The organism is Legionella longbeachae (assembly GCF_004283175.1).
GTDB lineage: Bacteria > Pseudomonadota > Gammaproteobacteria > Legionellales > Legionellaceae > Legionella > Legionella longbeachae.
On the sequence record NZ_RXNW01000017.1, the window covers coordinates 45186 to 70818 of the forward strand.

Sequence of the window (25633 nt, forward strand, 5' to 3'; positions counted from 1 at the left end):
GTAGGAAACAATCAATAATTAAATTATCGATAACACACTATCGTTTTAAACGCATTACATAGATTACCAAAACATAACTCCTCACTTCCTATTGTTTTAGTAGCGCCTACTTGGGTTTCTTTAACAAAGGATTTAGCCCGTATGAAACCCATTCGATTACAAAAAGAATTTGCAGCACGCATACCACAACCATGCTTTTTCTCATAACACCAATCTACTCGATAAGCATTATAACGGGGATCAGCAAAGCGCTTTTGTCGATAATGATAGGATTTTGGTGGGGTATGCGATAAATCAGTGACGCAAGCAATGGTCATAAAACCATTGCAGCGCCAACCTTTACAGATTGAGCTAGTTGAGATGTAGTGTGTTAAACCAATATTATAAGCGATTTCATTTTTACTCGCATAATTATAACCTAGCATTTGACAATAACGGTCAGCTACTATTTTGCCACATTTTTTACCATCAACAGTACAATAATCTAAACGCTCACCTAAGTAAGTAGGATGCCAAAAACTCCGAAAAGCCTTATTTTGCTTTTCAGCCATGTTTGAATAGCCGTGTAGGGAACAAAATATAAAAACAAAAAACAAAAAAAATCTAAATTTAATCATTAAAAACAATCCTTTAGTGACTATTTACTCATGTTAGCTGATGGGACTACATGGCACAAGTATGTAGTATACAGCTTAATCACCATTGATGTATTAAATGTAGCACATCTATTTTCACTCTAAGCAAATAAAGATTTTTATTTGGATGAATGGTCAACAAGCCTTAATGTATTCTGAACTTCAGCTCGAGATAAAAATTGAACAAGGGTTAAATAGGATTCTCACTATCAATAAATAAATGTTCAAGCTCAAATTGAGATGCTAGATGATTCCCTAAAGCCTGGATTCCATATCGCTCTGTTGCATGGTGCCCACAAGAGTAATAATGAATGCCTAATTCCTTTGCCTGATAATAGGTTCGTTCCGAGATTTCTCCACTAAGAAAAGCATCCACACCCAATTGATATGCATTTTCTATAAAATCTTGGGCTCCCCCACTACACCAGGCAATATATGTGATAGGTTTTTCACTACCTACAATATGTAATGGGGTATGTTGCAATTTTCTTGCTAGAAACTCTGAAAAATCGGTATAACTCATTGTTTGCGATAGTTTACCTGACCACAGTAAATTATCTGTATTGCCTGCACGGTGCATATGAATCAAATCGACTTCAAACAGTTTCGCCAGACAAGCATTATTTCCATATTCAGAATGACAATCCAAAGGTAAGTGATACGCAAACAGATTTATATCATTTCGCAAAAGCATGTTAATTCGATGCCGTTTCATTCCAGTAATTACTGGCGCTTCCCCACGCCAAAAATATCCGTGATGAACTAAAAGAGCATCTGCACCCCATAAGACAGCTTGTGAAATCGCATCAGCGGAAGCAGTCACTGCAGTGCAAATACGGTTAATCTGTAATTTGCCCTCAACTTGTATTCCGTTAGGTGCATAATCATTATAACGCTCACAACTCAATAATTGCTGCAGGTATAATGCAAGTTCTTCTCGAGTAATCACCGGTCAGAAACTCGCTTAATATCAGCACCTAGTAAAGATAACTTTTCTTCTATACGTTCATAGCCTCTGTCTACATGATAAATACGCTCAACCGTAGTCTCGCCATCAGCAACTAAGCCCGCTAAAATCAAGCTGGCTGAAGCACGGAGATCTGTTGCCATTACTGGCGCACCAGTTAACTTCTCAACACCATTAATTATTGCGGTATTACCATTCAGCTGAATCTGAGCGCCCATACGTTGTAACTCTTGTACATGCATAAAACGATTTTCAAATATTGTTTCGACTATAGTCGAAGATCCATTTGCTATAGAATTCATTGCCATAAATTGAGCTTGCATGTCTGTGGCAAAAGCAGGGTAAGGCGCTGTAGAAATATTCACTGCTTGAGGGCGTTGGTTATTCATATTAAGACTTACCCAATCCTCACCAATCGACAATTCAGCCCCTGCCTCCTCAAATTTACACAGTTGGGATAATAAAGTATCAGGACGAACTCTCTTGACCGTAACATGTCCTCGAGTCAATGCTCCAGCGGCCAGATAAGTACCTGCTTCAATTCTATCAGGCATTACAGAATATACTCCACCCGAAAGATCTGAGACACCTTCAATCTCAATAATTGAAGTCCCAGCGCCTGAGATCTTAGCGCCCATTTGAGTTAAAAAGTGAGCTAAATCAACTACTTCAGGTTCACGTGCCGCATTTTTAATAACCGTAGTTCCCTCAGCAAGTGTTGCGGCCATTAATATGTTTTCGGTACCTGTTACTGTAACCGTATCAAACATAATGCGTTTACCTTGCAAACGACCACGTCTACATTGAGCGTTAATATAACCATTTTTGACCGTGATATCGGCTCCCATTGCTTTTAACGCTTTCAAATGCAAATCGACAGGTCGGGTTCCAATAGCACACCCTCCCGGCAATGATACATCTGCTTTACCAAAACGTGCTAGCAGAGGCCCCAACACCAAAATAGAGGCCCGCATTGTTTTAACCAAATCATAAGGAGCAACAAATTCATTCACTTGACTGGCATCAACTTGGACATTCATTTTTTCATCAACAATTAAATGAGCGCCTAATTGACCTAATAATTCCATCATTGTTGTAATGTCTTTAAGATGAGGCACATTTGAAATCGTTACATGATCTCTTGCAAGCAAGCTCGCTGCCATTATTGGCAAAGCTGCATTTTTCGCCCCAGAAATAACCACCTCACCATGTAATGCCTTACCGCCATTAATTAATAATTTATCCATGTTGCCCCCCCCATTCTTCTTTTGTCCACGTCTTCATGTTAATTGCATGAAGCTTACCAGTGGTAATCAGTTCTTTTAGTTGCGCATAGACCCACTGTTGTCTGGCTACTTTGGGTTTATTTAAAAAGATATCACTTACTATGGTTATTTGATAGTGATAACCATCCCCATCCACTTTAACGTAAAAAACATCATCAATGGCTTTAAACTGCTGTTCAATTTCTTCGTTCTTCAACATTAAAATTAGCTCACAAATTGAAATAAATACAAACTGCCAGGTAGCTCAACCGTAAATTCTCAATGAATCGAGGGAAAAATGTCATTCCTACATCTGCAGATTACCGAAAAGTTACATACAACCCAGTTCTATTCTCCTGATAAAAAGAAAACCCAGGTTGCGGCTAAGGCCCCCACCCAGGCTACATGCGTCATCAAAACGTATTATACTGCTTGTAAAATACTCTTTACACCACAAAATTCTGCCAAAGCTTGTGTTTCAGCAGGCATCCCAATCACTTCGAAAGCTTTATTACTTTTTTTGCATAGCTTTCTTGCTTCAATCAGCAATGCTAAACCTGCACTATCACAATGCTTGACACTACTTAAGTCAAGAGTAAATAGGTTGGTTTTATCATCCATCAAAGTTTGATAGAGCTTTGCCCGTACCTCGACTACTGATTTAAATGTCAAATCTACATCAGGTTTAAAATCAACTTTATTCACAATTAAGAAGCCCTTTTAAGCTGTTTCTTTTCCATCAATTTAATCAAATCATCAATGCTTGAGTTTTGTAAAGCTTGAGCAAATTGCGATCTGAAGCTTTGCAACAAACTAACACCCTCAACACTGATGTCATAAATCTTCCATTGGCCATTTTTATCAACAAGGCTATAAGACAAAGGAATGTTTTGGCCCTCTGTTCGAACAATGATACTGTTAACCCGTATAAATCTGGAATTTAAAGAACCTCTTAGAGGTAAAAACTGCACACTTTCGTCAGCATATTGTGCTAATGGACTAGAGTAAGTACGAATAACCAGACGAGTAAATGCTTTAGAGAATTGTGCTCTTTGTGAATTTGTCGCCTTAGTCCATGCTTGCCTCCCCAAAACAGAACGAGACATTCCTACCACATCAACAATAGGCAGTAAATGTGTTTCCACAGCTTTATAGATAATATTTGGGTTGCTCTTCAAACTGGACTTATTTTCTTTAAGAGTTGCAATAATATTATTAGCAGTCTCCTCTAACATAGGGATAGGAGAGTTTTGTGCAGCACTGATTAATGGAGATACAATCACACCTATTACGAATAAGATGGTTTTTATTATTCTCATTTTTTTAACCCTTATTTTTTAATATTAAAAAGTAATTGGCCTATTAAATTTTCTAAAATTATTGCTTCTTGAGTTTTATCGATCACATCTCCATTTCGCAAATAAGGATGATCTTTACTCTCTTCGTCTTCAAAGCCCGGTACAATACTAATATAATTTGAGCCAAGCAACCCCTCAGTCAAAATTCGTGCTGAAGTATCTTCATAAGGTATCTTTTTATCACTTCGCAAGCGCATTGTTACTTTTGCATTCAATTCACCAGGCTGCAATTCGATATGGGTTACTTCTCCAATTTTAACCCCGGCCACTGTAACAGGTGCCCGAACTTTCAATCCGCCAATATCAGTAAAACCTGCAGTTACCTGATAATGGTCTTGAGACATGAAATTCGAGAAATTACTCACTTTCATGGTCATAACCAATAAGGCTAACACACCAAGCAACATAAACAGGCCAACACTAAAATCTACGTAACGTTGCTTATTCATTTACCAGTCTCCAATCATCATTGCAGTCAACAAAAAATCAAGTCCTAATACTGCAAGCGAAGAATAAACCACTGTTTTAGTCGTCGCCTGGCTAATACCCTCTGCAGTAGGCACACATTCAAACCCCTGGAATACTGAGATCCAGGTTACAACAAAAGCAAAAACCAAGCTTTTAATAATACCACTGAGTACATCAATACGAAAATCAACTGCTGCCTGCATATTAGACCAAAAGCTTCCTGCATCTACCCCTAACCAATGTACTCCGATAAAATACCCTCCAAAGACGGCTACAGCTGAAAAAATTAATGCTAAAAGAGGTAAAGCAATAAAACCAGCTAAAAATCGAGGATAAATAACTCTGCCTAAAGGGTCAACACCCATCATATCCATACTGGATAACTGTTCTGTTGCTTTCATTAAGCCAATTTCAGCAGTTAAGGCGGAACCTGCTCGACCTGCAAACAACAAGGCGCTTATTACTGGTCCAAGCTCTCTTGAGATACTTAAAGCTAATAACTGGCCTAACTGGCTTGATGCACCAAATTTTTGCAAAGTATTGTAGCCTTGTAAACCAACTACCATACCGATAAATAACGCAGAAACAATAATAATCAAGCAAGATAATACACCAACAAAATAAATTTGATAACGTACCAAAGACCATAGCTTAGAAATATCTGGTTTCCTGAATAACATGAGAAATAAAAATATACCAGAGCTACCTAAGTCTTGTAAGATTCGCGAACCACGGCTGCCTATACGCGTTATGAACTCAAACATCTAATAGCTCCTCTGTATAAGGTCTGGCAGGATAATGAAAACGCACTACTCCATCTGCTTCCCCATGCATAAATTGCTTCACCTGAGGTTCGGTAGATTTTAATAACTCCTGTGGGGTTCCTTCTCCTATAATTTTTCCACCAAATATAAGGTAGATATAATCAGCAATAGAACACGTTTCTTCTACATCATGAGAAACAATGATGGTTGTCGTATGCAGCAATTCATTTAGTCTTTTAATGAGCCGAACCAGAACACCCAGTGAAATAGGATCTTGTCCAGTAAAAGGCTCATCGTACATCATAAGCTCTGGGTCCAAAGCAATTGTGCGTGCTAAAGCAACACGTCTTGCCATTCCGCCAGACAACTGGGCCGGCATTAAATCAACAGCTCCACGTAGGCCAACAGCCTCAAGTTTCATTAATACAATATTTCGTAACATGGATGCATTTAATTGCGTGTGTTCCCGTAAAGGAAAAGCAACATTATCAAATACTGATAGATGGGTAAATAAAGCAGAGCTTTGAAAAAGAAGCCCCATATTACGCCTTGCTTCATATAGAGCTTTGCGAGGCAATTGGTGCATATTTTGGTCATTTACATGAATAACACCACTATCGGGCTTCAACTGTGCACCAATGAGCTGCAATAAGGTCGTCTTTCCAGAACCACTCGGCCCCATAATCGCGGTAATATTACCTCGTTTAACTTTCATATTAATGCCATCGAAGATGCGACGCTTTTCACGAGTAAAAATTAAATTCTTTATTTCAACCCAATTTTCAGGCATTCTCTATTTTTCCAGTTTAGCCAAAAGTAGGAGTATATACTGGATCACAAAAAAAAATGAGCTATTTAATTCTATTTATTCAAATGTTTTTTTGATAGAATCAAAATTAGACAAAAAAACAATAAATAAGCTTATGAATTTTTGTAAATTAGGGCTTGCCGTTATTGAGACTGAAGCACAAGCCGTCTTTGAATTAACCCAAAGAATTGATAACCGATTTGAAAAGGCCTGTGAATTACTGCTTGCCTGTAAAGGACGGATCGTTGTAACTGGCATGGGGAAATCAGGACATATAGCCAATAAAATTGCTGCTACTTTATCAAGTACAGGCAGTCCTTCTTTTTTTATGCACCCAGGTGAGGCAAGCCATGGTGATCTGGGAATGATTACTCGGCAAGACACAGTAATCGCCATCTCCCACTCAGGCAATACCGCAGAGTTGGTTACCTTACTTCCTTTATTAAAGCGCTTGGAAATACCTCTTATCACCTTAACTGGTAATCCTGAATCTGCTTTAGCAAAAGCATCAGACGTTAATTTAGATGTCGGTATTAAACAAGAGGCATGTCCGCTTGGGCTGGCCCCCACAACAAGCACCACAGTGGCACTGGTGATGGGGGATGCACTAGCTATTGCGCTGTTGCAGGCTCGAGGGTTCAGTGAAGAGGATTTTGCTTTATCTCATCCGGGAGGCTCTTTGGGCAAACGGCTTTTATTACGTATTGACGAGCTCTGTCACCAAGGGGAACAGTTGCCGCTTGTTCATGAAAATGCAACTGTTAGTGAAGCGCTTATCGAAGTAACCGAAAAAAAACTAGGTATGACTTGTGTTATTGATAATAAAGGATACCTTACTGGTATCTATACGGATGGGGACATTCGACGGACTTTAACACATCAATACGATATTAACACTACTCCAATTAAAGAAGTAATGACGCGTAATGCACGCACTATTTACAAGGGAATGCTTGCTGCTGAAGCCTTAGCTATGATGCAAAAATACAGTATAACATCACTGATTGTAATTGATGAAGAAACAAGGCCTGCTGCCGTGATTCATCTTCATGATTTGTTAAAAGCAGGTATTTTTTAATGATCCAGTTAATAGAAAAAGCGAAAAATATAAAATGCCTCATCTGTGATCTCGATGGTGTACTCACCGATGGTTTTTTATATATTGATACTCATTGTAATGAGCAGAAAACATTTCATATTCATGATGGCGTTGGCTTAAAATTACTTATGGCAATCGGCATTGAAGTCGCTGTTATCACTGGCTCTCATAATCCGTTAGTTGATCATCGCATGCAACAACTAGGTATTTTTCATTATTACAAAGATAAAATAGATAAAACAGAAGCTTACAATCAACTCAAAATAGCCTTAAGCCTTAAAGATGAACAATTCGCTTACATAGGTGACGATATTCCAGACATACCAATTATGCAACAAGTAGGTCTTAGTGTTGCTGTTGCCGATGCAACTTATTTAGCTAAAGAAATTGCCATGTGGCAAACTAGTTTACCAGGCGGTCGTGGGGCTGTACGTGAATTATGCGACTTTATTCTTAATGCACAGGGCAAAATGGATTTAGCCATATCAGGTTATTTAAAACAATGAACGCAGCAAAACAATTTATGTGGCTTTTTTTTACATTAATTCTTCTAGCTTGTTCAGGCTGGTATTACAGCCATTCTACAACATTAATTCGCCTGGATCATGAAACTTTGGCAAATTCAGTAGATACGACAATCTCTCACGTAACAGTGCGTCAGTTTAATCAAAAAGGTACCCTAGCCAATTTATTAACCGCACCCCTCTTGCAACATATTCAAAAAGGTAATGTTTATTTATTTGAAAATCCTCATATTATTGTAAGCGAGGACGAACAAGCACCTTGGGATATTCGTTCAGAAAAAGGCAAATCGATTGATGGAGGGAAACAAGTTACGTTCCTTGGTAACGTGATTGTACATCAAAATAAAGGTAATAAATCCCAGGAAAGTACCTTAAAAACAGAGGAAGTCACCTACTTCCCAAAAGAAAAGAAAGCAATTTCCAATGTTTTAGTAACTTATGAACAATCAGGTAACATCGTTCAATCTACTGGAATGAATGCTTATCTGGATGAAAAACGAGTAGAGTTACTTCATCGAGCCCGAGGAAGTTATGTTCCAGCAAATGGTTAGATACAGTGCGTCACATCAGTATTTTAAATTGTGGTTCTGCTTATGGTTTTTTTTAACATTTGCTTGTTCTTCATATGCATTGTCAGAAGATAAAGAAAAAGTCATGCATGTAATGGCCGACTCAGCAGATTTGAGCCAACAACAACATAAAGGTATTTATACGGGTAATGTTGAACTCATACAAGGGACAACGAATCTACGGGCAACAAAAGCTATCACTTTAGGTAATGAAAAGAATCAACTTGTTGTAGCCATCGCAAGTGGGGCTCCTGGACAACAAGCTCATTATTGGACAACGACGGATCCAAAGAAACCCCCACTGCATGCATATGCTGATACCATACGTTATTATCCCTTACGTCATTTAATTGAATTAATAGGAAATGCTCGAGTTGAACAAGGGAATAACTCATTCTCTGCAACCAAAATAAGTTATGATACTGAAAAGCAACATGTTTTATCTCAGGGCGATGGCAGCAAAAGAATAATGATTATTTATCATCCAGAAAAGAAACCATCATGAGTATTCTAGAAGCACAAAACCTCAAAAAATCGTTTAAATCACGCACAGTGGTTGATGGAGTTACCCTTCACATAAACAAAGGCGAATGTGTTGGTTTGCTAGGACCCAATGGTGCAGGAAAAACGACTTGCTTTTATATGATAGTAGGACTACAAGCATGTGATGAAGGGAAAATTTTCTTGTCTGAAAAGGATATTACATCAAGTGCCATGCATCAACGAGCCCGATTAGGAATCAGCTACCTTCCCCAAGAGGCTTCTGTATTCCGTAAGCTTACTGTTGCTGAAAATATTATGGCTATATTAGAATTAAGAGCTGATTTAAGTGAACAAGCTCGACAAGAAAAGCTTGACCTCTTGCTTCAAGAGTTTCATATTTCCCATCTAGACAAAAGTCTAGGTATGTCTTTATCAGGAGGAGAGCGGCGACGGGTTGAAATTGCTAGAGCTTTAGCCATAGAGCCTTCTTTTATTTTACTTGATGAGCCTTTTGCTGGAGTTGATCCCATTTCAGTAATTGATATCAAAAAAATTATTCAACATTTATGTAATAAAGGCATTGGGGTACTCATCACTGATCATAATGTTAGAGAAACATTAGATATCTGTGAACGCGCCTATATTGTTAGCCAAGGAAAAATATTGTGTGAAGGAACACCTGATATTATATTGGCTAACCAACAAGTAAGGGCTGTTTATTTAGGTGATGACTTTACTCTATAAATGAAATGTAGGTGAATAACCCTAAGAAAATCTTGCTCATTAAAGGCCAGCAGTTGGTTTTCGAGAATTGTTCACAAAATTGAAACAAAAGATGCTCTTGCTCCATACTATAGTTGGATCTCACGGACTGAAAGAAAATTCGGGGTGTAGCGCAACACAATTCGGATATATAAAGCGACTACTTTAAAATACGATTCTTATACCAAATTTTAATTTAATATGTTACTCATCATCGATAATTACGACTCATTTACTTACAATCTAGTACAATATTTTCAATGCTTAAACCAAGAGGTGATTGTTTTCACCCATGATCAAATTACTTTGTCGCAAATAAGGAAGCTTAAACCAGGCTACTTAGTGATTTCTCCTGGACCCAAAGCCCCCAAGGATGCCGGTATTTCAATGGAAGTAATTTATAATTTTTATCAAGATATCCCAATATTAGGAATTTGCCTTGGGCATCAATGCATTGCAGAGGTTTTTGGCGGTAAAATTATATCCGCTCCTGAAATAATGCATGGAAAAACATCGACCATTATACATAATCAACAAAAGATATTTACAAATATCCCGAATCAATTCAAAGCAACTCGTTATCATTCCCTAGCGGTTGATAAGGACAGTCTGCCAGATTGTTTCTCCATTGATGCATGGGCAGATAATACCATTATGGCAATTTCACATCGTCAATATCCCATTTTTGGTCTACAATTCCATCCAGAAGCAATATTAAGCCAGCATGGTCTAAAACTATTAGAAAATTTTTTAACATATGAAACATAATCTTCTATTTGAACAGCTAATCGCAAAAAAGAATTTAAGCACTGAACAAGTTCACGATGTTCTTCATGCTTGTATGTCTGGTGAATATAGCGATGTCCAGATTGCTACTTTTTTAGCGCTCATGCGTATGAAAGTTGAAACTACTGATGAGTTAATTGCTGCAGCAGAAGTAATGCAACAATTAGCGCACCATATTGAATTAGGTACAAATTTAATTGACATAGTAGGCACTGGTGGAGACGGAAAAAACACGTTTAATGTATCCACTGCTTGTAGTTTTGTCGTCGCAAGTGCGGGATTTCCTGTCGCTAAACATGGTAATCGCTCAGTCTCCAGTCGTAGTGGAAGCGCCGATTTATTAGAAAAAGCAGGATTTGAACTCAATCTTACAGATGAACAAATGCAAATGTGCATGAACCAATGTGGATTAGCATTTTTATTTGCCCCTCATTACCATCCTGCGATGCAATATGCTCGAGCAGCACGTCAACAATTAGGAATTAGAACTTTATTTAACTTACTCGGCCCATTAATTAACCCTGCTCGAGTAAAAAAGCAAGTAGTAGGGGTTTTTTCAGGATTTTGGCAAAAGCCCTTAGCTTCTGTTCTTGCTCGTTTAGGGAGCGAAAGGGCATTAGTAGTTAGTTCCCAGGATGGCTTGGATGAAATTAGTATCGCTGCCCCTACAAATATCGTTGAATATCGAGAAGGAAGATTTAATCACTGGATTCTTAATCCTACAGATTATGGGATCAATCATCATTCATTAAATGAAATCATTATTGATTCACCTGAGCAAAGTTTAGACTATATCCAAGCGGTATTTTCCGGAAAATTAGGAGCTCCACGAGATATAGTACTCTTAAACTCGGCGGCCGCCATTTATTGTGCTGGGAATGAATTATCTTTTGAACAAGCATTAGAACACGCTAAACTCGCCATAGATAGCGGCAAAGCGAAGCAATGCTTTACACGACTCCGCCAATTAACTCAAACTTTAAATAAAGAATCAAATCATGAATAGTGTACTACAGCGTATTACTCACAAAAAATTAGAAGAAATTAGTTTGGCCAAGAAAAAAAGGCCTTTAGATTCATTAAAACAACAACCATTAATGGAGCAAAGAAATTTTTGTGGTGCTTTACAAGCTCAAGAATCACCAGCTATTATCGCAGAAATTAAACGAGCGTCCCCCAGTAAAGGGATCATTCGAGAAGATTTTAATGTAGTAGAAATCACAAAAATATATGCGCTACATGGAGCACGGTGTCTTTCAGTACTTACTGATATCGACTTTTTCCAAGGTCATCCAGATTATTTAGCTCAAGCGAAAATGCATTGTAACTTGCCAGTATTGCGTAAAGATTTTATTCTTGATACCTATCAAATATATGAAAGCTTAGCTTTGGGTGCTGACTGTATTTTACTTATTGTCGCTTTACTTGATGATGCTCAGTTAATTGAGTTTTGCCAATTGGCTCAGGAGCTTGGTATGGCCGTCCTTGTAGAAAGCCATACTCAAGAAGAACTCGAACGTGCTTTACGTTTACCTACTCCATTAATAGGAGTCAATAACCGAAGTCTTCATACGTTTCATACCAATATACAGTTGAGTATTGATTTAAAACACTACATTCCCAAAGATAGAATAACCATTACTGAAAGCGGGATTAATACCCATGCAGATATTCGTTTGATGCAGTCTCATGGCATAAACACATTTCTTGTTGGAGAAAGCTTAATGAGGGCTAAAGACATAGGTAAAGCATTAGATCAACTTATCGAGGGAATATAATGTATTTGGGAAGAGTTATTTGTGTGACATTTTATGTTTATTGATAAATCCAACTCCCCCACTCCAATTACTATTTTTGTTAAAAGGAGTAAAACAATATCTCACTAAACGAGAGAATCGTATGTTCGAGGTTACCCTACCCTAAATCGACGCTCTACAGCTTCTTTCGTGGTGAGTGATCTCAAGATCCTGAAAATCAATTTAGGGATGTAGGAGTAAAAATAGATTCTTAAATGAATGTCAGTAGAGATACGGTTGGGCTTTGACGATGAATTTAATACATATTGGATTACAATGACCTATATACAATATAGCATTCATCAAATATATAATGGCCTCCAAAGTATCATTTTCATGCAGGATGCACCAAAAAAATATCGTCTAAGCCACATGCAGGGCATTCATAGCATGATGATTCGGGGATGCAACCTGTACGATGCAAATTACTATTCTAAATCAGGCTCTGTAGGTTCTACTGGCTCAGGTTCAGGCAATCCAGGATCTTCAGGCTCAAAAGGCTCTGGATTGTCAGGATACTCATCTGGCACACTAGGAAGCTCATCAGGCTGTGGTATTTCATCGCCATTCTTCAAAATAGATCCTTTATTTTGTTTAATATTATAAATAATTATAGCAAAGGAAATAAAATGAAAGTAGCTGTTATCACCGGTGCTGCAAGTGGAATTGGATTAGCATTAACCCAAATCCATTTACAACGCGAAAACTTTGTAGTTATGGTAGATAAAGATAGTGTTAAACTTAAAAATGAAGCCACACGATTATCGGCGTTATTTCCAGAAAAAATTTTAGAAGTTTCTTGTGATATAACTCATCCAAACGAAGTCGCTCAACTGGCTCAACACGTTCAGTCCAAATTGGGCCGTATCGATTGGATTTATAATAATGCAGGTATTATAGGGCAATTAGCCCCTATTTGGGATTTATGTCCAGAACAAATTCAAAAGGTAATGGATGTAAATTTACATGGGATGATTTATATAATCCAAGCATTTGCTCCTTTCTTATTTGAGCAAGTGTTTCATTCGCATATCATCAATATAGCCAGTTTATATGCACTTTGCACCGGTTCGCAGACCACTACTTATTCCATGTCTAAGCATGCCGTTTTAGCGTTGTCTGAATCTTTGTATTTTGATCTAAAGCGTATGGAAAAGCCAGTAAATATTTCCGTTGTATTTCCTTCATTTACAGATACAGCACTGCTATCTCACGACGAACATACTCCTTCACAATTCAAGGGAATTCTAAAATCACTATTGTCTCACTCACGTCCTGCTATAGATATAGCCGATCATATAGTGCAGGAAGTAGAGCAAAAAAAATTCTATATTTTTCCAGATAAAGAGGTTAAAGGATATTGTGAGGAACGAACTAAGGCTATGATTTTGCAAGACCCTCCCTATGTAACTAATATTGAAAAATTAATGGGTGCGCTTATGAAACGGCAGTCTCAAGCTTGACTATGAGCAAGAAAAACTAGATATCGCTCATAGTGCGATATCTAGCAGACAAGTAATATGCAGCTGATACATTCCCTATGATGAACCTAACATTTCCAATAACTCTCTTCGGAATTTATGATAGTCAACTTCCAATGCATGTCGAATATGTGATTTAAACCGGTAATGAGGTCTATTCATTTCAAGTTCTATTTTTTCATGTAGGTTTCCGGGTCGTTCCAGTGTACCCATAATAATCCGTGCTGCAATTTTTGATTGATAATCAGCCAATGGCCAAATACATCCTTGTGGTTGACATAAACCAATAAAATAAAGTGTATCAAAATTAGGATGTATCATTTTTCGATAGAGCGGGATCTTAGTGGAATTACTAAAATCAGCCACTACCTTATCAAGGAAAGGAAAACTTATTTTATAGCCTGTAGCAAAAATAATGGTATCGAATTCCTCGGATTTGCCATCAGTAAAATATACTCGCTTACCCTCAAAATGAGTCATGCCTGGGCGGGGAAATATTTCTCCGTGGCGAATAAAATAAAGAAGCTCTGTATTAATAGTTGGATGAATTTCCAAGGGACCGCAATCCGGTTTCATTAATTTATACTTTGCATAGCGACCTTGGAGAATACGGGCAAAAAAACTCAAAATTTTTTGTCTCAACCAAGAAGGCATCCATCGGATTTTTGCCACAGCATCATCAGTAGGTTTTCCAAATACAAATTTTGGGAAAATATGATATCCTCTACGCATACTGATACACGTCTTAGGTGAAATCCTTGCTATTTCGACCGCAATATCACAAGCGGAATTCCCCCCTCCTACCACTAAAACACGCTGCCCTTTAAAAACGGAAGCCTTTTTATATTGATGGGAGTGAAGTATCTGGCCAGAAAATTCGCCGGGATATTCTGGCAAAACAGGATCCCAATGATGTCCATTTGCAACTAATAAATAATCGAAATACTCCTCGCCAGTACCCTGCTCGTTTTCAAAAACTATCTTCCATTGATTGTGATTAATTGGAACTGCATTTAAAACTTGGGTATTAAAACGAATGTACTTAATTAAATTAAAATGCTCTGCATAGCTTTGAAAATAATCTAAAACCAACCGGTGAGAAGGATAATCTGGATAATGATGAGGCATTGGAAAATCTTCAAACTCAGACCAACGTTTTGAGCTGATAATATGTGTTGTTTCATAAATACTGGAATGTTCATTTTCCTCATCATAAATCCAGTTACCACCTATTTGATTATTTTTTTCAAAAACGGTGATATTTTTTACACCCTGTTCTTGCAAATTTTTAATAGCAGCAAGGCCACTTGGACCTGCTCCTATAACACAGACACGAGGAGAATGGTCTTTATCCATTTGCTTTATTTGCATTACTTAACACCTTTTTCACTTCTTTCATTATCATGGCTTGTACAATAGGATCTTTATCAATAGTGAAATGATTCACTTTTATTCCTTTTACCGTAGTCACATTGATATTATCAATACGAGTTTTTGCAGGATCAACTGCCTTAAGTTTTAGGCCACTAAACATAGGTACAAAACTAGGTTTATAAAAATTCATTGCATACTTCACATTGGGAGGAACAATCGTTTGTGACACTGCATCAACTGTAACTAATAAATCAACAGGAATACCAACTTTATTTAGATTACGAGCAACCTTGATTTGCTCATTTGCACCTAAAGAATGACCTACAAGAATAATGGGTCTATGCACTTTATGTGTTTGATAATAAGAGACTATTTTACGTGTGACATTACCTGCATTATACCACATGTCACTCGGGGCTCTGATGTTACACTCATCCTCTACAGTGTTACTAAGTGTTCTCATTCCTGTACTAAACAATCCCAGCCCCCCCAGCATTGTGTGTACCTCACCTTTGTAAGGTTGGGATGCGCCTAACTTCACTGTGTTTTTTGCGTTGTGTTTGGTAGATTTATCCAAGGCAACTTGAGAAGATGCCTTGGGTATAGGCTTTTTAACCGAGGCCCTGCCACCAGATAAGTCAACACATCCAGCTAAACTCATTGCCACGAGAGAGAACCAAAAAGATATAAAAAAATTTAATTTTCTATTTTGTACAGAGTTCATTTTGTTTTTTATTCATATTTTTTAGGACAAGAATGATAGCTTATTCTTATAATAATTGCCAAGATACTCGTTTGTTCTGAAAACAATTATAAATTTTGCTGCTTAATTTTGATAATATAAAACACATTTGATATAAGATAAAAAAAGTTCCTGTATCACAAAACTAATACCTGTATTTTTTAACTTGTCTCATTTTTTACTATCACTATGGAACCACTTTAGGTTATGAAAACACAAATTGCGATACTCACAGTAGCTCAACTCAACCGCCAGGTAAAAAGTTATCTTGAAAATGAATTAGGAATAGTTTACGTTGAAGGGGAACTTTCAAATCTAAGTAAACCAGTATCCGGACATTACTATTTTACTTTAAAGGACGATGTAGCGCAAATTCGCTGCGTCTATTTTAAAAACCGTCACAGTACAGCTACTAATAAATTATCTGATGGTCAGCACATCATTGCGGGTGGAAGATTAAGTTTGTACGAAGCACGAGGCGATTATCAATTAATCGTAGAGCAAGTTACTGAAGCCGGTCTAGGAGCACTGTATCAACGTTTTGAAGAATTAAAAAATAAATTGGCTGCCGAAGGATTATTTGCCTCGATAAACAAACGCCCTATCCCCACTATGCCTCGTACTATCGGTGTAGTCACATCTACTACAGGCGCAGCAATTCGTGATATTTTATCGACACTTGCGCGACGATTTCCATTAGCCCACGTATTAATATACCCTAGCGAAGTTCAGGGAGCTGGAGCAGCACAACAGTTAATTCAAGCATTACAACGTGCGAATGAAGATAAACGTAGTGATGTACTTCTTCTTGCTCGTGGTGGTGGAAGTATTGAGGATTTATGGGCATTTAATGATGAAGGGCTAGCACGTCAAATCGCAAGCAGCTCGATCCCCATTATAACTGGAGTCGGGCACGAAACTGATTTTACCATTGCTGACTTTGTAGCTGATTATAGAGCGGAAACTCCAACAGCTGCTGCTATTGCAGCAACTCCTGATTGTCATGAGTTATTCAAATTATTAAATCATGCACTGGCTCGTTTACAGGATGCGATGCATCGATTTTTGCAAAAATATCAAATTAAACTCCACCATTTAATGGATAAAATTTCATCACCACAAAAAGCCATTTCTCACTACTGGCAAACAACAGATTATTTAGAAAGACAGCTTGTGTCGCATATGAATTCCATCATCAAACAAAAAAAACATCAGCTACATCTGTTTGCAATTAATCTAAAAGCAAGAAATCCAAAAATACAAATCTCTCAAATTCAAATTAATTTACAACAACTTTCGACACAATTAATTCAACTCATGCAAGCTAAATTAAATCAACTTAAATATCAATTAAGCACTCAATTATCTACTTTGCACGCAGTAAGCCCCTTAGCGACTCTCGATAGAGGATACGCGATTGCAACAAAAAAAAATAAAGTACTGCTTTCGAGCAGACAGGTACACATAGGCGATGCAATAAATGTCCGCTTAGCGGTAGGAAATCTAACTTGTGCGATTACACAAATACAAGAGTAATATATGTTTGAAGAATTAAATAATAGTCTTGAGTTAATTATCATCCAAACACAAAATAATAGTTCAATCCTGGCTATTATCCTTTTAATTCCCTGGTGTTTCTTTTTGATAAGCAGCTTTATTTACAGAAAAATTTTATTATTGGGAATTATTCCCAGGCGTATTCGTGGATTGCCTGGTATTCTTTTTGCACCTCTATTGCATGCAGATTTCAATCATATATTTTTTAACTCCATTCCTTTGGTGGTTTTAAGTAATTTCATTCTAATAAACGGGCTAAACTACTTCCTTTTTGTGAGCTTGATGATTACTTTATTAAGTGGTATTGCTATTTGGTGTTTCGCCAAACCAGGTTTACATGTTGGTGCAAGTGGCTTAATTACTGGTTATTGGGGGCTTTTAGTTAGTAATATCTATCAAAATGGCACATTAACAGCCTTAATTTTAGGTGTGATTAGCCTTTACTATTTTGCAGGTATATTTTTTGGAATTTTTCCTAAAAAAGAAGGGGTATCCTGGGAAGCCCATTTATTTGGTCTTTTAGCAGGTCTGGCAACCAGTTATTTCTTAAAACTTTACCCCAATTTCCTGGAGATAATTTTGGTTGTATCTAATAATTTTTAAACCAATATGCTATCCTAAAATTAAAAAAATAATAAGAGAAAATCAGATGCTATCATTTAAAAATTTATTTTATGCCAGTCTATTTTGTTTACTTACCTCACCTACATATTCTCAATCAGGTGCCCAGTCTGGATATGTATCTGGTTGCTGCAGCCAAATGGGTGGTGTCAGCTACTGTGACTCATCTGCCGGACGACTTGTTTGTAAAAATGGTTTTTATTCCGCCTGTTATTGTACTCCCCATGCTGTAATGGATTTGCAACTGTTTAGAGGTTGCTGCTTATGGAAAGGAGGTGTAGTCACCACTTACAATACTACTGGCTTTGTTGTATGTAACGATGGCTCCATTTCTGAAGAGTGCTCTTTGCGACCCCAAGAAAAAATTGCAGCTTGGTAAGTGACATGCGATACAAAGCTTTATCAATTGCAGGATTTGATGGTTCCGGTGGCGCAGGGATTCAAGCTGATCTTAAAACATTTTCTGCCTTGGGCTGCTATGGTATGACTGTGCTTACAGCGCTTCCCATACAAAATACATGCGGTGTAAGAAATTGTTATACTCTGCCACTTCAAAGTATTGAAGATCAATTAAATGCCCTATTTGATGATATTAGACCTGACAGCATCAAAATCGGTATGTTACTTAATAGTGAAATTATTCAATTAGTTGCTGCATTCCTTAAAAGCAATGCAAAGGATATCCCTATTATTATTGATCCTGTAACTCTTGCTAAAAGTGGTGATCCTTTATTATTACCTGAAGCTATTGATGCTTTGCTCACCTTACTAATGCCTCTGGCAACCTTAATCACTCCCAATATCCCTGAAGCAGCTACATTTACTGGACTTAATGCCCAATCGGAAGATGATATGTTATCAGTAGGACAAAAATTATTAGCGTTTGGACCTCAAAATGTTTTGTTAAAAGGTGGGCATTTAAACTCAAAAAATTCAAATGACTTACTCATAGGAGCTCATGGCAAGCCTCATTGGTTCTTAAGCCCGAGAATCAATACCTCTAATACTCATGGTACTGGCTGTACACTTTCAGCAGCAATTACAGCCTGCCTCGCTCAAAAAATTGATTTAATAAAGGCATGTGATATTGCAAAAACTTATTTATTTAACGCAATTCAAGCAGCTAAAGATAATAGTGTTGGATTAGGAAATGGACCAGTACAGCATTTTTACCATCTTTGGCCTGTTCAATTATTTGATCTTTAAAGTTTTGTCATCACTGCGAAAGTATTTACCTCAAAGCTTCCTATAGAAAATAAGCGCATGCATAAGCAAATGAAACAACTCATTTCATTTTAAAACCACTTGGTCTCATATCTTTGATCTTAAAAAGAAAGAATACATAATTTGGGGTATTGAACTATCTTATTTAACGCATTTCTATTAACTCACCAAAACATAATGCACTAAAAATAATTAGTAAATAACCTATTGTTGAATAGCAAAATACTGTATCTGTGAATGACGAAAAACAAAAAGAAATTAACAATCCTAAAAGAATTGGTTTCGTTTCTTTAAGCTTGAAAAAAGTAATAAATAAAGTACCCAAAAATAAGAATAAAAGCGTGATACCAATTAGGCCTTGTTCCGCAAGCGTCAGCCAATACTGGCCATGAGGTTCATTTAACTTTTTCCCCCATGCTGGTATAGGTTGTTCCAATGAAAAACGGTAAGGAAATCCTCCTGTACCAATACCTATAACGGGATGCTCTTTAAATAATGATTCTGCATATTGATGGAATTGTATTCTAAATCCTAACGAGTTATTTTCCTGATGGTGTTGCAATGATTTAATATCATTAAACAACGTTTGAGTTGTTACTTGCATCCTAGGACTCAGAGTATAGGTTAAAAGAATCGTGGCAAAAAATAGCATTACTCCCACTAGTGCTCTTTTTAAAGACATTCTCTGTAAGATAAGCATTGTCATTAAGAGGGCATATATCAGATAACCTGTTTTTCCCGTATTTAAAAATAGGATTTGATAACTTCCTAAAAAGAACATGCTTAGAGAAAAAAGACGGCGTGGTCGACTTACCTCAGCTTTGAAAACCTGCAATCCTGCCAAATAAACACCTAAAGCCACCATATATCCAGTAATTATGTGGTTGTAAAATACTTCTCCAGGATCTGCAACATTATTTAACTCCAAAAGATTTCTTGCTTTTAAAATGGAAAGTATACAAGTTAATAACATCACGGATAGATAACTATCTAAAACCCATTGTCTCGTTCTCGGTTTAATAAAAACTACTGCAAGAATTGGTAAAAAAATTAATTTAGAATACTTATCAATCGTATTATAACGTATTGTTAGAGGCGCGTCGGACCAAGAACACGCAAGAATAATATAAAGAAAGAAAACCAATGCTGCGCGCGCCCATAATGTATTAAATGCCTCATATAAATACTGCCTGTAATAAGGTGTAAATACTATTGCCAACAGACTAAGAACCATCAAAATTGATTTGACACTAGAGCTAATAGGAATAGAAAAAACCAATAAAACAATAAGGATTGGAGCTAATAAGTTAATTTTTTCTTCCGAAAAAAATGCTCTCAAATTAGCTCCTCTGCATTTTGAGCTAACGATGGTAATTGATCCAGGTTTTTGTCTCGATATATTTGTTTAATACCGCGATAAAAAGTGCCTTGGGCATTAAATACAGCAAATAAAAAACCTCTTTTGCCATCCAAAAATCCTCGTTGCACAACATAGCATCTAAAAAACATCCACAATGTACCTGCTAAAGTCTTGCTCAAACTTGCCCTTTTTTGCTTAGCGATATATGTCTTTGCACTGTAGGATGAATATTTATTTAATTTATAAAGCATATGACTCACATCTTTAAATGAATGGTGCATAATTGGAGTTTTTATTTGACCAATTCGCGCCCCCTCTGGGAGTACTATTTTCTCATGTACTATATCATCACTGAAGTAGGTGTTAACTCGTTTAAATAGACGTGCATGTCGTTTAGGACTGGAAGAGTACTTTAAAGGTTGATTGTAAAAATACATTTGTATTGCAACCCTAAAAGCATCTGCTGAGTCAGAAGCCATTGCCTGAATCATTTCTTGCTGTAACTCTTGGCTTACTGACTCATCTGCATCAAGATTCAATACCCAATCACATTGTGCTTTTGATAAAGCACGCTGTTTTTGTGCACCATACCCAGGCCAGTCTGTAGAGTACACGTGCTCTGTATATTCTTTTGAGATAGCTACTGTGTTATCCGTACTACCTGAGTCTAATACTATAATTTCATCCGCAAACTGTACTGACTCTAAACATCTTCTGATATTTTGCTCTTCGTTTTTAGTTATTATTATTACCGATAACGACATCTAAAACACGCCCTCACGATGATCATGACTATCAAAGTGCAATTTTCCATCTTTTACTTTTAAAGTGACATGACCGCCATGTATTAACTTACCAAATAAAAGTTCATCAGCAAGAGGTTTTTTCACGTTTTCTTGAATTAGTCGAGCCATAGGTCGAGCCCCCATTACTTTATCATAACCATGTTCAATCAGCCATTCACGAGCCATTTTATCCACAGTAAAGGTCACCCCTTTGTGGCTAAGTTGTTCATCTAATTCCATGATAAATTTATCAACTACTAAACCAATAGTTACTGCATCCAGCGGAGCAAAGTTAATTATTGCATCAAGTCTATTCCTAAACTCTGGGCTAAATTGTTTTTTAATGACTTCAAGTCCATCATTGCTGTTGTCTTGCTGTGAAAAACCAATGGAGTTTCGCACCATCTCTCCCGCACCCGCATTGGAGGTCATTACCAAAATAATGTGCCTAAAATCTGCTTGACGGCCATTGGTATCGGTTAAAGTACCATGATCCATAATTTGTAACAGTAAATTAAACACGTCGGGATGAGCTTTCTCAATTTCATCAAGTAAAAGCACCGCATGTGGGTTTTTGGTGACTGCTTCTGTGAGTAATCCCCCTTGATCGTATCCTACATATCCTGGAGGAGCACCAATTAATCGAGAAACTGTATGTTTCTCCATATATTCAGACATATCAAAACGCAACAATTCTATCCCTAAAACATTAGCTAATTGCCTTGTTACTTCAGTCTTTCCAACACCTGTTGGACCAGCAAATAAGAAGCAACCAACTGGTTTTTGTGGATCTCTAAGTCCAGAGCGACCTAATTTAATTGCGGAAGCCAATGCAGTGATTGCTTGATCTTGTCCATATACAAGAAGTTTCAAATCACGTTCCAAATTACGTAATGTATCTTTATCACGGGCAGATACCTTCTTAATAGGGATGCGTGCAATTTTTGCAACTACGCTTTCAATTTCAGTAACACTAATTATTTTTTTACGTTTACTGGCCGTTAATAAGTTTTGATATGCACCTGCTTCATCAACGACATCTATCGCTTTATCGGGTAAAAACCGATCATTAATGTATTTTGCTGATAATTCTGCTGCAGCTTTTAGGGCAGGTATCGTGAATTTTACCCCATGGTGGTCTTCCAAGCGCCCTTTTAATCCTTTCAGGATTTCAAAAGTTTCATCAACTGTAGGTTCAGGAATATCAATTTTTTGAAAACGTCGAGCCAATGCTCTATCTTTCTCAAAAATACCCCGGTATTCCTGGTAAGTTGTAGAACCTATACATTTCAATTCGCCATTTGCTAACAGGGGTTTAATCAAATTAGAAGCATCCATGACACCACCTGAAGCTGCTCCTGCCCCAATGATGGTATGAATTTCATCTATAAACAAAACAGCTCCCTCTTGTTGACCAAGCTGTTTTAATACAGCCTTTAATCGTTTTTCAAAATCACCACGATATTTTGTTCCAGCAAGTAATGCTCCCAAATCCAGCGAGTAAACAATACAATCACGTATAGCATCAGGAATTTCGCCGTCAACAATTCGTCGAGCTAATCCCTCGGCAATTGCAGTTTTACCAACTCCTGCTTCTCCCACAAGTAAAGGATTGTTTTTTCTGCGTCTGCACAATACTTGAATGGTACGTTGTATTTCCTCATGTCGTCCGATCAAAGGATCTATTTTACCTTGTTTCGCACGTCTATTAAGATTGGTACAATAACTTTCAAGAGGTGATTCATTACCTTCTGATGCCCCCATCTCATCTTCCATAGAATTCATGTTTTCATGCATGTCATTATTCTGATATTTAGAAACACCATGCGAAATATAATTAATTACATCAAGACGTGTAATATTTTCACGACGTAAGAAATAAACAGCTTGACTTTCTTGTTCACTAAAAATGGCTGCTAAAACATTCGCCCCAGTTACTTCTGTTTTTCCTGCAGACTGCACATGAAAGACAGCACGTTGCAGCACTCGTTGAAAACCAAGTGTTGGCTGAGTTTCCCTGTCTACTTCATCTTCAGGAATTCTAGGAGTAGTTTCATCAATAAATTCAATCAAATCTCGGCGTAATGCTTCAATATTCGCATCACATGCCTGCAACACGCTTCCAGCTGACGGATTATCAAGCAAAGACAACAGCAAATGCTCAACTGTCATAAATTCATGACGCTTTTCCTTTGCTTCCTTGAAAGCTAAGTTCAAGGTAAATTCAAGTTCTTTATTTAACATTGTCGTTGCTCCTCTTCAGCCCACAGCAATTACTCGGGTTCCATGCTTGATAGCAATGGATGCTGATTTCTTCTGGCGTATTCATTTACCAAAGCTACTTTTGTTTCTGCAATATCTCGCGTAAATACCCCACACACGCCTTTTCCTTGAAAATGAACTTGTAGCATTATTTGAACAGCCATTTCCTCACTCAGGTGAAAAAAATGCTTCAGAACATCAACTACAAAATCCATTGGTGTATAATCATCATTGAGCAACACAACTTTGTACTTTCTAGGCACTTTAATTTCTGAGCTCATTTCTGGTTCAGCAATTCTATGCCTTACAATTTCCTCTAGATTTTGCCCGCTCATAACATACAACCTCTATACTATTTTTATAGACTCCCCGCGCGCTTTTGGCCAGTAAAAACAGCTAATTTTAATGAAAAAAAAAGCCTTTGAAATAATGAAAAACACATTGATTAGATACCATTCATTAAACCACTATCACAAATTATAACTTAGGGAAGCGTGAAAAATCCTGGAGCTCTCTTATACACTATCCCAGATCATTTTCACACCATTCCTAAATTTTAGCTTAATACAATAGCGATGTAACACTTACATATGCTTAATTATTTCATCACCAAAGCCAGAGCTACTTACCAAAGTTGCACCGGCCATACCACGTTCAAAGTCATAAGTTACTGTTTTAGCTTCTATAGCACCTTCCATACCTTTGACAATTAAATCAGCTGCTTCATTCCAGCCCATATGGCGTAACATCATTTCGGCAGATAAAATTATTGAGCCAGGATTTACTTTATCTTTACCCGCATATTTTGGCGCAGTTCCATGAGTAGCTTCAAATACCGCAACTTTATCACTTATGTTAGCACCAGGAGCAATACCAATACCACCAACCTGGGCAGCCAAAGCATCAGAGATATAGTCTCCATTCAAATTCAAAGTAGCAATGACACTATAATCTTCGGGTCTTAATAGAATTTGTTGTAAAAACGCATCTGCGATGACATCATTAATGACAATTTGCTTGCCTGTTTTAGGATTCTTGAACTCCATCCAAGGCCCACCATCAAACTCCTTGGCACCAAAAAAATCTCGTGCAACTTCATAGCCCCATTCTTTAAATGCACCTTCGGTAAACTTCATAATATTACCTTTGTGGACTAAGGTAACAGTATGGCGATCATTATCAATTGCATATTGAATTGCTGCCCTTACTAAACGTGTGGTTCCTTCTTTTGAGACTGGCTTAATTCCTATCCCGCAATGTTCTGGAAAACGGATTTTTTTTACGCCCATATCTTTTGTCAAGAATTCAATCACCTTTTTCACTTCCGGGGTATCTGCTTGCCATTCAATACCTGCATAAATATCTTCTGAATTCTCTCTAAAAATCACCATATCGGTTTTCCATGGTTCTTTAACTGGGCTTGGAACACCATCGAAATAACGAATTGGACGTAAACAAGTAAAAAGATCCATTTCTTGTCGAATTGCTACGTTTAAGGAGCGAATTCCACCACCTACTGGGGTGGTCAAGGGACCTTTAATTGAGACCACATACTTTTTCATTGCATCCAATGTTTCTTTAGGTAACCATTGATCTGCACCATATACCTTAGTTGCTTTTTCACCCGCATATACTTCCATCCAGGCAATTTTTCTCTTGTCACCATAGGCTTTTGCAACCGCAGCATCAACAACTCGAATCATAGGGGGCGTCACATCAACGCCAATACCATCTCCCTCAATAAAAGGAATTATAGGATTATTGGGTACACGAAGAGATAGATCAGCAGCTACAGTAATAGCTTCACCATGTGAAGGCACTTTGATTTTATCATATGTCATTGACAACTCCGTAAATTTAGAGAGGTTTCAATAATAGCATGTGATAACTTGGAATCCCAAGCATGATTTTATTTAATTTACACCTTAAGATAATGATGTAGC

Annotated in this window: 30 protein-coding genes; 13 read left to right on the forward strand and 17 right to left on the reverse strand. The window is 37.3% G+C overall.

Annotated elements, in window-relative coordinates; all coding sequences use genetic code 11:
- Positions 1-23 precede the first annotated feature (23 nt).
- From EKG34_RS15635 to EKG34_RS15675, 9 genes are all read right to left on the reverse strand, one after another.
- A complete protein-coding gene (locus EKG34_RS15635) occupies positions 24-617 on the reverse strand; it encodes a hypothetical protein (protein WP_012979233.1) in 594 nt (197 codons plus the stop codon).
- 208 nt (positions 618-825) lie between these two features.
- Positions 826-1584, reverse strand: coding sequence for a Nif3-like dinuclear metal center hexameric protein (locus EKG34_RS15640; RefSeq protein ID WP_003636750.1), 759 nt, complete (start codon positions 1582-1584; stop codon positions 826-828).
- A complete protein-coding gene (gene murA, locus EKG34_RS15645; protein ID WP_003636749.1) occupies positions 1581-2849 on the reverse strand; it encodes a UDP-N-acetylglucosamine 1-carboxyvinyltransferase in 1269 nt (422 codons plus the stop codon). The genes EKG34_RS15640 and murA overlap by 4 nt, the downstream gene beginning before the upstream one ends.
- Entirely contained in the window at positions 2842-3087 is a 246-nt protein-coding gene (locus EKG34_RS15650) for a BolA family protein (RefSeq protein WP_003636747.1), read from the reverse strand. The genes murA and EKG34_RS15650 overlap by 8 nt, the downstream gene beginning before the upstream one ends.
- 203 nt (positions 3088-3290) lie before the next feature.
- Complete coding sequence (locus EKG34_RS15655) at positions 3291-3572, reverse strand: STAS domain-containing protein (protein ID WP_003636745.1); 282 nt, start codon at positions 3570-3572, stop codon at positions 3291-3293.
- Positions 3573-3574: 2 nt separating this feature from the next.
- Positions 3575-4186, reverse strand: coding sequence for an MlaC/ttg2D family ABC transporter substrate-binding protein (locus EKG34_RS15660; protein WP_003636743.1), 612 nt, complete (start codon positions 4184-4186; stop codon positions 3575-3577).
- Between the two features lie 11 nt (positions 4187-4197).
- A complete protein-coding gene (mlaD, locus tag EKG34_RS15665) occupies positions 4198-4674 on the reverse strand; it encodes an outer membrane lipid asymmetry maintenance protein MlaD (RefSeq protein WP_003636741.1) in 477 nt (158 codons plus the stop codon).
- Positions 4675-5457, reverse strand: coding sequence for a lipid asymmetry maintenance ABC transporter permease subunit MlaE (gene mlaE, locus EKG34_RS15670; protein ID WP_003636740.1), 783 nt, complete (start codon positions 5455-5457; stop codon positions 4675-4677).
- On the reverse strand, positions 5450-6247 hold the full coding sequence (locus EKG34_RS15675) for an ABC transporter ATP-binding protein (protein ID WP_003636739.1): 798 nt from the start codon (positions 6245-6247) through the stop codon (positions 5450-5452). Before EKG34_RS15675 ends, mlaE begins: the two co-directional genes overlap by 8 nt.
- Before the next feature lie 133 nt (positions 6248-6380).
- On the opposite strand from EKG34_RS15675, the gene EKG34_RS15680 reads away from it, so the two are divergent.
- From EKG34_RS15680 to trpC, 8 genes are all read left to right on the forward strand, one after another.
- The gene (locus EKG34_RS15680) at positions 6381-7343 is read left to right on the forward strand and encodes a KpsF/GutQ family sugar-phosphate isomerase (RefSeq protein WP_003636738.1); all 963 of its coding nucleotides are present in this window, start codon (positions 6381-6383) and stop codon (positions 7341-7343) included.
- Positions 7343-7870, forward strand: coding sequence for a KdsC family phosphatase (locus EKG34_RS15685; protein ID WP_003636736.1), 528 nt, complete (start codon positions 7343-7345; stop codon positions 7868-7870). The genes EKG34_RS15680 and EKG34_RS15685 overlap by 1 nt, the downstream gene beginning before the upstream one ends.
- Complete coding sequence (gene lptC, locus EKG34_RS15690) at positions 7867-8439, forward strand: LPS export ABC transporter periplasmic protein LptC (protein WP_003636734.1); 573 nt, start codon at positions 7867-7869, stop codon at positions 8437-8439. Before EKG34_RS15685 ends, lptC begins: the two co-directional genes overlap by 4 nt.
- A complete protein-coding gene (lptA, locus tag EKG34_RS15695) occupies positions 8420-8962 on the forward strand; it encodes a lipopolysaccharide transport periplasmic protein LptA (protein ID WP_003636733.1) in 543 nt (180 codons plus the stop codon). Before lptC ends, lptA begins: the two co-directional genes overlap by 20 nt.
- Entirely contained in the window at positions 8959-9684 is a 726-nt protein-coding gene (gene lptB, locus EKG34_RS15700; RefSeq protein WP_003636730.1) for an LPS export ABC transporter ATP-binding protein, read from the forward strand. The genes lptA and lptB overlap by 4 nt, the downstream gene beginning before the upstream one ends.
- A 219-nt stretch (positions 9685-9903) precedes the next feature.
- Positions 9904-10470: an aminodeoxychorismate/anthranilate synthase component II gene (locus EKG34_RS15705; RefSeq protein WP_003636726.1), complete on the forward strand. Its 567-nt coding sequence runs from the start codon at positions 9904-9906 to the stop codon at positions 10468-10470.
- Positions 10460-11494: an anthranilate phosphoribosyltransferase gene (trpD, locus tag EKG34_RS15710; RefSeq protein ID WP_003636725.1), complete on the forward strand. Its 1035-nt coding sequence runs from the start codon at positions 10460-10462 to the stop codon at positions 11492-11494. The genes EKG34_RS15705 and trpD overlap by 11 nt, the downstream gene beginning before the upstream one ends.
- Positions 11487-12266, forward strand: coding sequence for an indole-3-glycerol phosphate synthase TrpC (gene trpC / locus EKG34_RS15715; protein ID WP_003636724.1), 780 nt, complete (start codon positions 11487-11489; stop codon positions 12264-12266). Before trpD ends, trpC begins: the two co-directional genes overlap by 8 nt.
- Before the next feature lie 446 nt (positions 12267-12712).
- Here the strand turns inward: trpC and EKG34_RS18310 are convergent, their stop codons facing one another.
- Positions 12713-12859, reverse strand: a complete 147-nt coding sequence (locus tag EKG34_RS18310) for a hypothetical protein (protein WP_003636723.1) — start codon at positions 12857-12859, stop codon at positions 12713-12715.
- Positions 12860-12913: 54 nt separating this feature from the next.
- On the opposite strand from EKG34_RS18310, the gene EKG34_RS15720 reads away from it, so the two are divergent.
- Positions 12914-13747 (forward strand): SDR family NAD(P)-dependent oxidoreductase, encoded by an 834-nt coding sequence (locus EKG34_RS15720; protein ID WP_003636722.1) that lies wholly within the window; start codon positions 12914-12916, stop codon positions 13745-13747.
- Between the two features lie 75 nt (positions 13748-13822).
- Here EKG34_RS15720 and EKG34_RS15725 read toward each other — a convergent pair whose 3' ends face one another.
- Both EKG34_RS15725 and EKG34_RS15730 read right to left on the reverse strand, forming a co-directional pair.
- Positions 13823-15136, reverse strand: a complete 1314-nt coding sequence (locus tag EKG34_RS15725; protein ID WP_003636721.1) for a flavin-containing monooxygenase — start codon at positions 15134-15136, stop codon at positions 13823-13825.
- Positions 15114-15863, reverse strand: a complete 750-nt coding sequence (locus tag EKG34_RS15730) for a hypothetical protein (protein ID WP_003636720.1) — start codon at positions 15861-15863, stop codon at positions 15114-15116. The genes EKG34_RS15725 and EKG34_RS15730 overlap by 23 nt, the downstream gene beginning before the upstream one ends.
- 225 nt (positions 15864-16088) lie before the next feature.
- On the opposite strand from EKG34_RS15730, the gene xseA reads away from it, so the two are divergent.
- The 4 genes from xseA to thiD are packed head-to-tail and all read left to right on the forward strand — an operon-like array spanning position 16089 to position 19265.
- Positions 16089-17417 (forward strand): exodeoxyribonuclease VII large subunit, encoded by a 1329-nt coding sequence (xseA, locus tag EKG34_RS15735; protein ID WP_003636719.1) that lies wholly within the window; start codon positions 16089-16091, stop codon positions 17415-17417.
- Positions 17418-17420: 3 nt separating this feature from the next.
- On the forward strand, positions 17421-18041 hold the full coding sequence (locus EKG34_RS15740; protein ID WP_003636718.1) for a rhomboid family intramembrane serine protease: 621 nt from the start codon (positions 17421-17423) through the stop codon (positions 18039-18041).
- Positions 18042-18087: 46 nt separating this feature from the next.
- Complete coding sequence (locus tag EKG34_RS15745) at positions 18088-18438, forward strand: hypothetical protein (protein ID WP_003636717.1); 351 nt, start codon at positions 18088-18090, stop codon at positions 18436-18438.
- Between the two features lie 5 nt (positions 18439-18443).
- A complete protein-coding gene (thiD, locus tag EKG34_RS15750; RefSeq protein ID WP_003636716.1) occupies positions 18444-19265 on the forward strand; it encodes a bifunctional hydroxymethylpyrimidine kinase/phosphomethylpyrimidine kinase in 822 nt (273 codons plus the stop codon).
- A 163-nt stretch (positions 19266-19428) separates the two neighbouring features.
- Here thiD and EKG34_RS15755 read toward each other — a convergent pair whose 3' ends face one another.
- The 5 genes from EKG34_RS15755 to icd all read right to left on the reverse strand — a co-directional run bounded on the left by EKG34_RS15755 (position 19429) and on the right by icd (position 25531).
- Positions 19429-20622, reverse strand: a complete 1194-nt coding sequence (locus EKG34_RS15755; RefSeq protein ID WP_003636715.1) for an O-antigen ligase family protein — start codon at positions 20620-20622, stop codon at positions 19429-19431.
- On the reverse strand, positions 20619-21407 hold the full coding sequence (locus EKG34_RS15760) for a glycosyltransferase family 2 protein (protein WP_003636714.1): 789 nt from the start codon (positions 21405-21407) through the stop codon (positions 20619-20621). Before EKG34_RS15760 ends, EKG34_RS15755 begins: the two co-directional genes overlap by 4 nt.
- On the reverse strand, positions 21408-23672 hold the full coding sequence (gene clpA, locus EKG34_RS15765; RefSeq protein WP_003636713.1) for an ATP-dependent Clp protease ATP-binding subunit ClpA: 2265 nt from the start codon (positions 23670-23672) through the stop codon (positions 21408-21410). It abuts the gene before it with no gap.
- A 29-nt stretch (positions 23673-23701) separates the two neighbouring features.
- Positions 23702-24025: an ATP-dependent Clp protease adapter ClpS gene (gene clpS / locus EKG34_RS15770; RefSeq protein WP_003636711.1), complete on the reverse strand. Its 324-nt coding sequence runs from the start codon at positions 24023-24025 to the stop codon at positions 23702-23704.
- Between the two features lie 249 nt (positions 24026-24274).
- Positions 24275-25531 (reverse strand): NADP-dependent isocitrate dehydrogenase, encoded by a 1257-nt coding sequence (gene icd / locus EKG34_RS15775; RefSeq protein WP_003636710.1) that lies wholly within the window; start codon positions 25529-25531, stop codon positions 24275-24277.
- Positions 25532-25633: the final 102 nt, after the last annotated feature.

Bases quoted from the DNA above. Each gene is read 5' to 3' on its own strand.
- EKG34_RS15650 (WP_003636747.1), bottom strand. From the start codon at position 3,087: ATGTTGAAGAACGAAGAAATTGAACAGCAGTTTAAAGCCATTGATGAT.
- EKG34_RS15675 (WP_003636739.1), bottom strand. From the start codon at position 6,247: ATGCCTGAAAATTGGGTTGAAATAAAGAATTTAATTTTTACTCGTGAA.
- EKG34_RS15635 (WP_012979233.1), bottom strand. From the start codon at position 617: ATGATTAAATTTAGATTTTTTTTGTTTTTTGTTTTTATATTTTGTTCC.
- lptC (WP_003636734.1), top strand. From the start codon at position 7,867: ATGAACGCAGCAAAACAATTTATGTGGCTTTTTTTTACATTAATTCTT.
- EKG34_RS15760 (WP_003636714.1), bottom strand. From the start codon at position 21,407: ATGTCGTTATCGGTAATAATAATAACTAAAAACGAAGAGCAAAATATC.
- clpA (WP_003636713.1), bottom strand. From the start codon at position 23,672: ATGTTAAATAAAGAACTTGAATTTACCTTGAACTTAGCTTTCAAGGAA.
- clpS (WP_003636711.1), bottom strand. From the start codon at position 24,025: ATGAGCGGGCAAAATCTAGAGGAAATTGTAAGGCATAGAATTGCTGAA.
- EKG34_RS15720 (WP_003636722.1), top strand. From the start codon at position 12,914: ATGAAAGTAGCTGTTATCACCGGTGCTGCAAGTGGAATTGGATTAGCA.
- EKG34_RS15745 (WP_003636717.1), top strand. From the start codon at position 18,088: ATGCTATCATTTAAAAATTTATTTTATGCCAGTCTATTTTGTTTACTT.
- EKG34_RS15740 (WP_003636718.1), top strand. From the start codon at position 17,421: ATGTTTGAAGAATTAAATAATAGTCTTGAGTTAATTATCATCCAAACA.
- trpD (WP_003636725.1), top strand. From the start codon at position 10,460: ATGAAACATAATCTTCTATTTGAACAGCTAATCGCAAAAAAGAATTTA.
- EKG34_RS15725 (WP_003636721.1), bottom strand. From the start codon at position 15,136: ATGCAAATAAAGCAAATGGATAAAGACCATTCTCCTCGTGTCTGTGTT.
- EKG34_RS15660 (WP_003636743.1), bottom strand. From the start codon at position 4,186: ATGAGAATAATAAAAACCATCTTATTCGTAATAGGTGTGATTGTATCT.
- murA (WP_003636749.1), bottom strand. From the start codon at position 2,849: ATGGATAAATTATTAATTAATGGCGGTAAGGCATTACATGGTGAGGTG.
- lptB (WP_003636730.1), top strand. From the start codon at position 8,959: ATGAGTATTCTAGAAGCACAAAACCTCAAAAAATCGTTTAAATCACGC.
- thiD (WP_003636716.1), top strand. From the start codon at position 18,444: ATGCGATACAAAGCTTTATCAATTGCAGGATTTGATGGTTCCGGTGGC.
- EKG34_RS15685 (WP_003636736.1), top strand. From the start codon at position 7,343: ATGATCCAGTTAATAGAAAAAGCGAAAAATATAAAATGCCTCATCTGT.
- mlaD (WP_003636741.1), bottom strand. From the start codon at position 4,674: ATGAATAAGCAACGTTACGTAGATTTTAGTGTTGGCCTGTTTATGTTG.
- EKG34_RS15705 (WP_003636726.1), top strand. From the start codon at position 9,904: ATGTTACTCATCATCGATAATTACGACTCATTTACTTACAATCTAGTA.
- icd (WP_003636710.1), bottom strand. From the start codon at position 25,531: ATGACATATGATAAAATCAAAGTGCCTTCACATGGTGAAGCTATTACT.
- trpC (WP_003636724.1), top strand. From the start codon at position 11,487: ATGAATAGTGTACTACAGCGTATTACTCACAAAAAATTAGAAGAAATT.
- mlaE (WP_003636740.1), bottom strand. From the start codon at position 5,457: ATGTTTGAGTTCATAACGCGTATAGGCAGCCGTGGTTCGCGAATCTTA.
- xseA (WP_003636719.1), top strand. From the start codon at position 16,089: ATGAAAACACAAATTGCGATACTCACAGTAGCTCAACTCAACCGCCAG.
- EKG34_RS15730 (WP_003636720.1), bottom strand. From the start codon at position 15,863: ATGAACTCTGTACAAAATAGAAAATTAAATTTTTTTATATCTTTTTGG.
- lptA (WP_003636733.1), top strand. From the start codon at position 8,420: ATGTTCCAGCAAATGGTTAGATACAGTGCGTCACATCAGTATTTTAAA.
- EKG34_RS15680 (WP_003636738.1), top strand. From the start codon at position 6,381: ATGAATTTTTGTAAATTAGGGCTTGCCGTTATTGAGACTGAAGCACAA.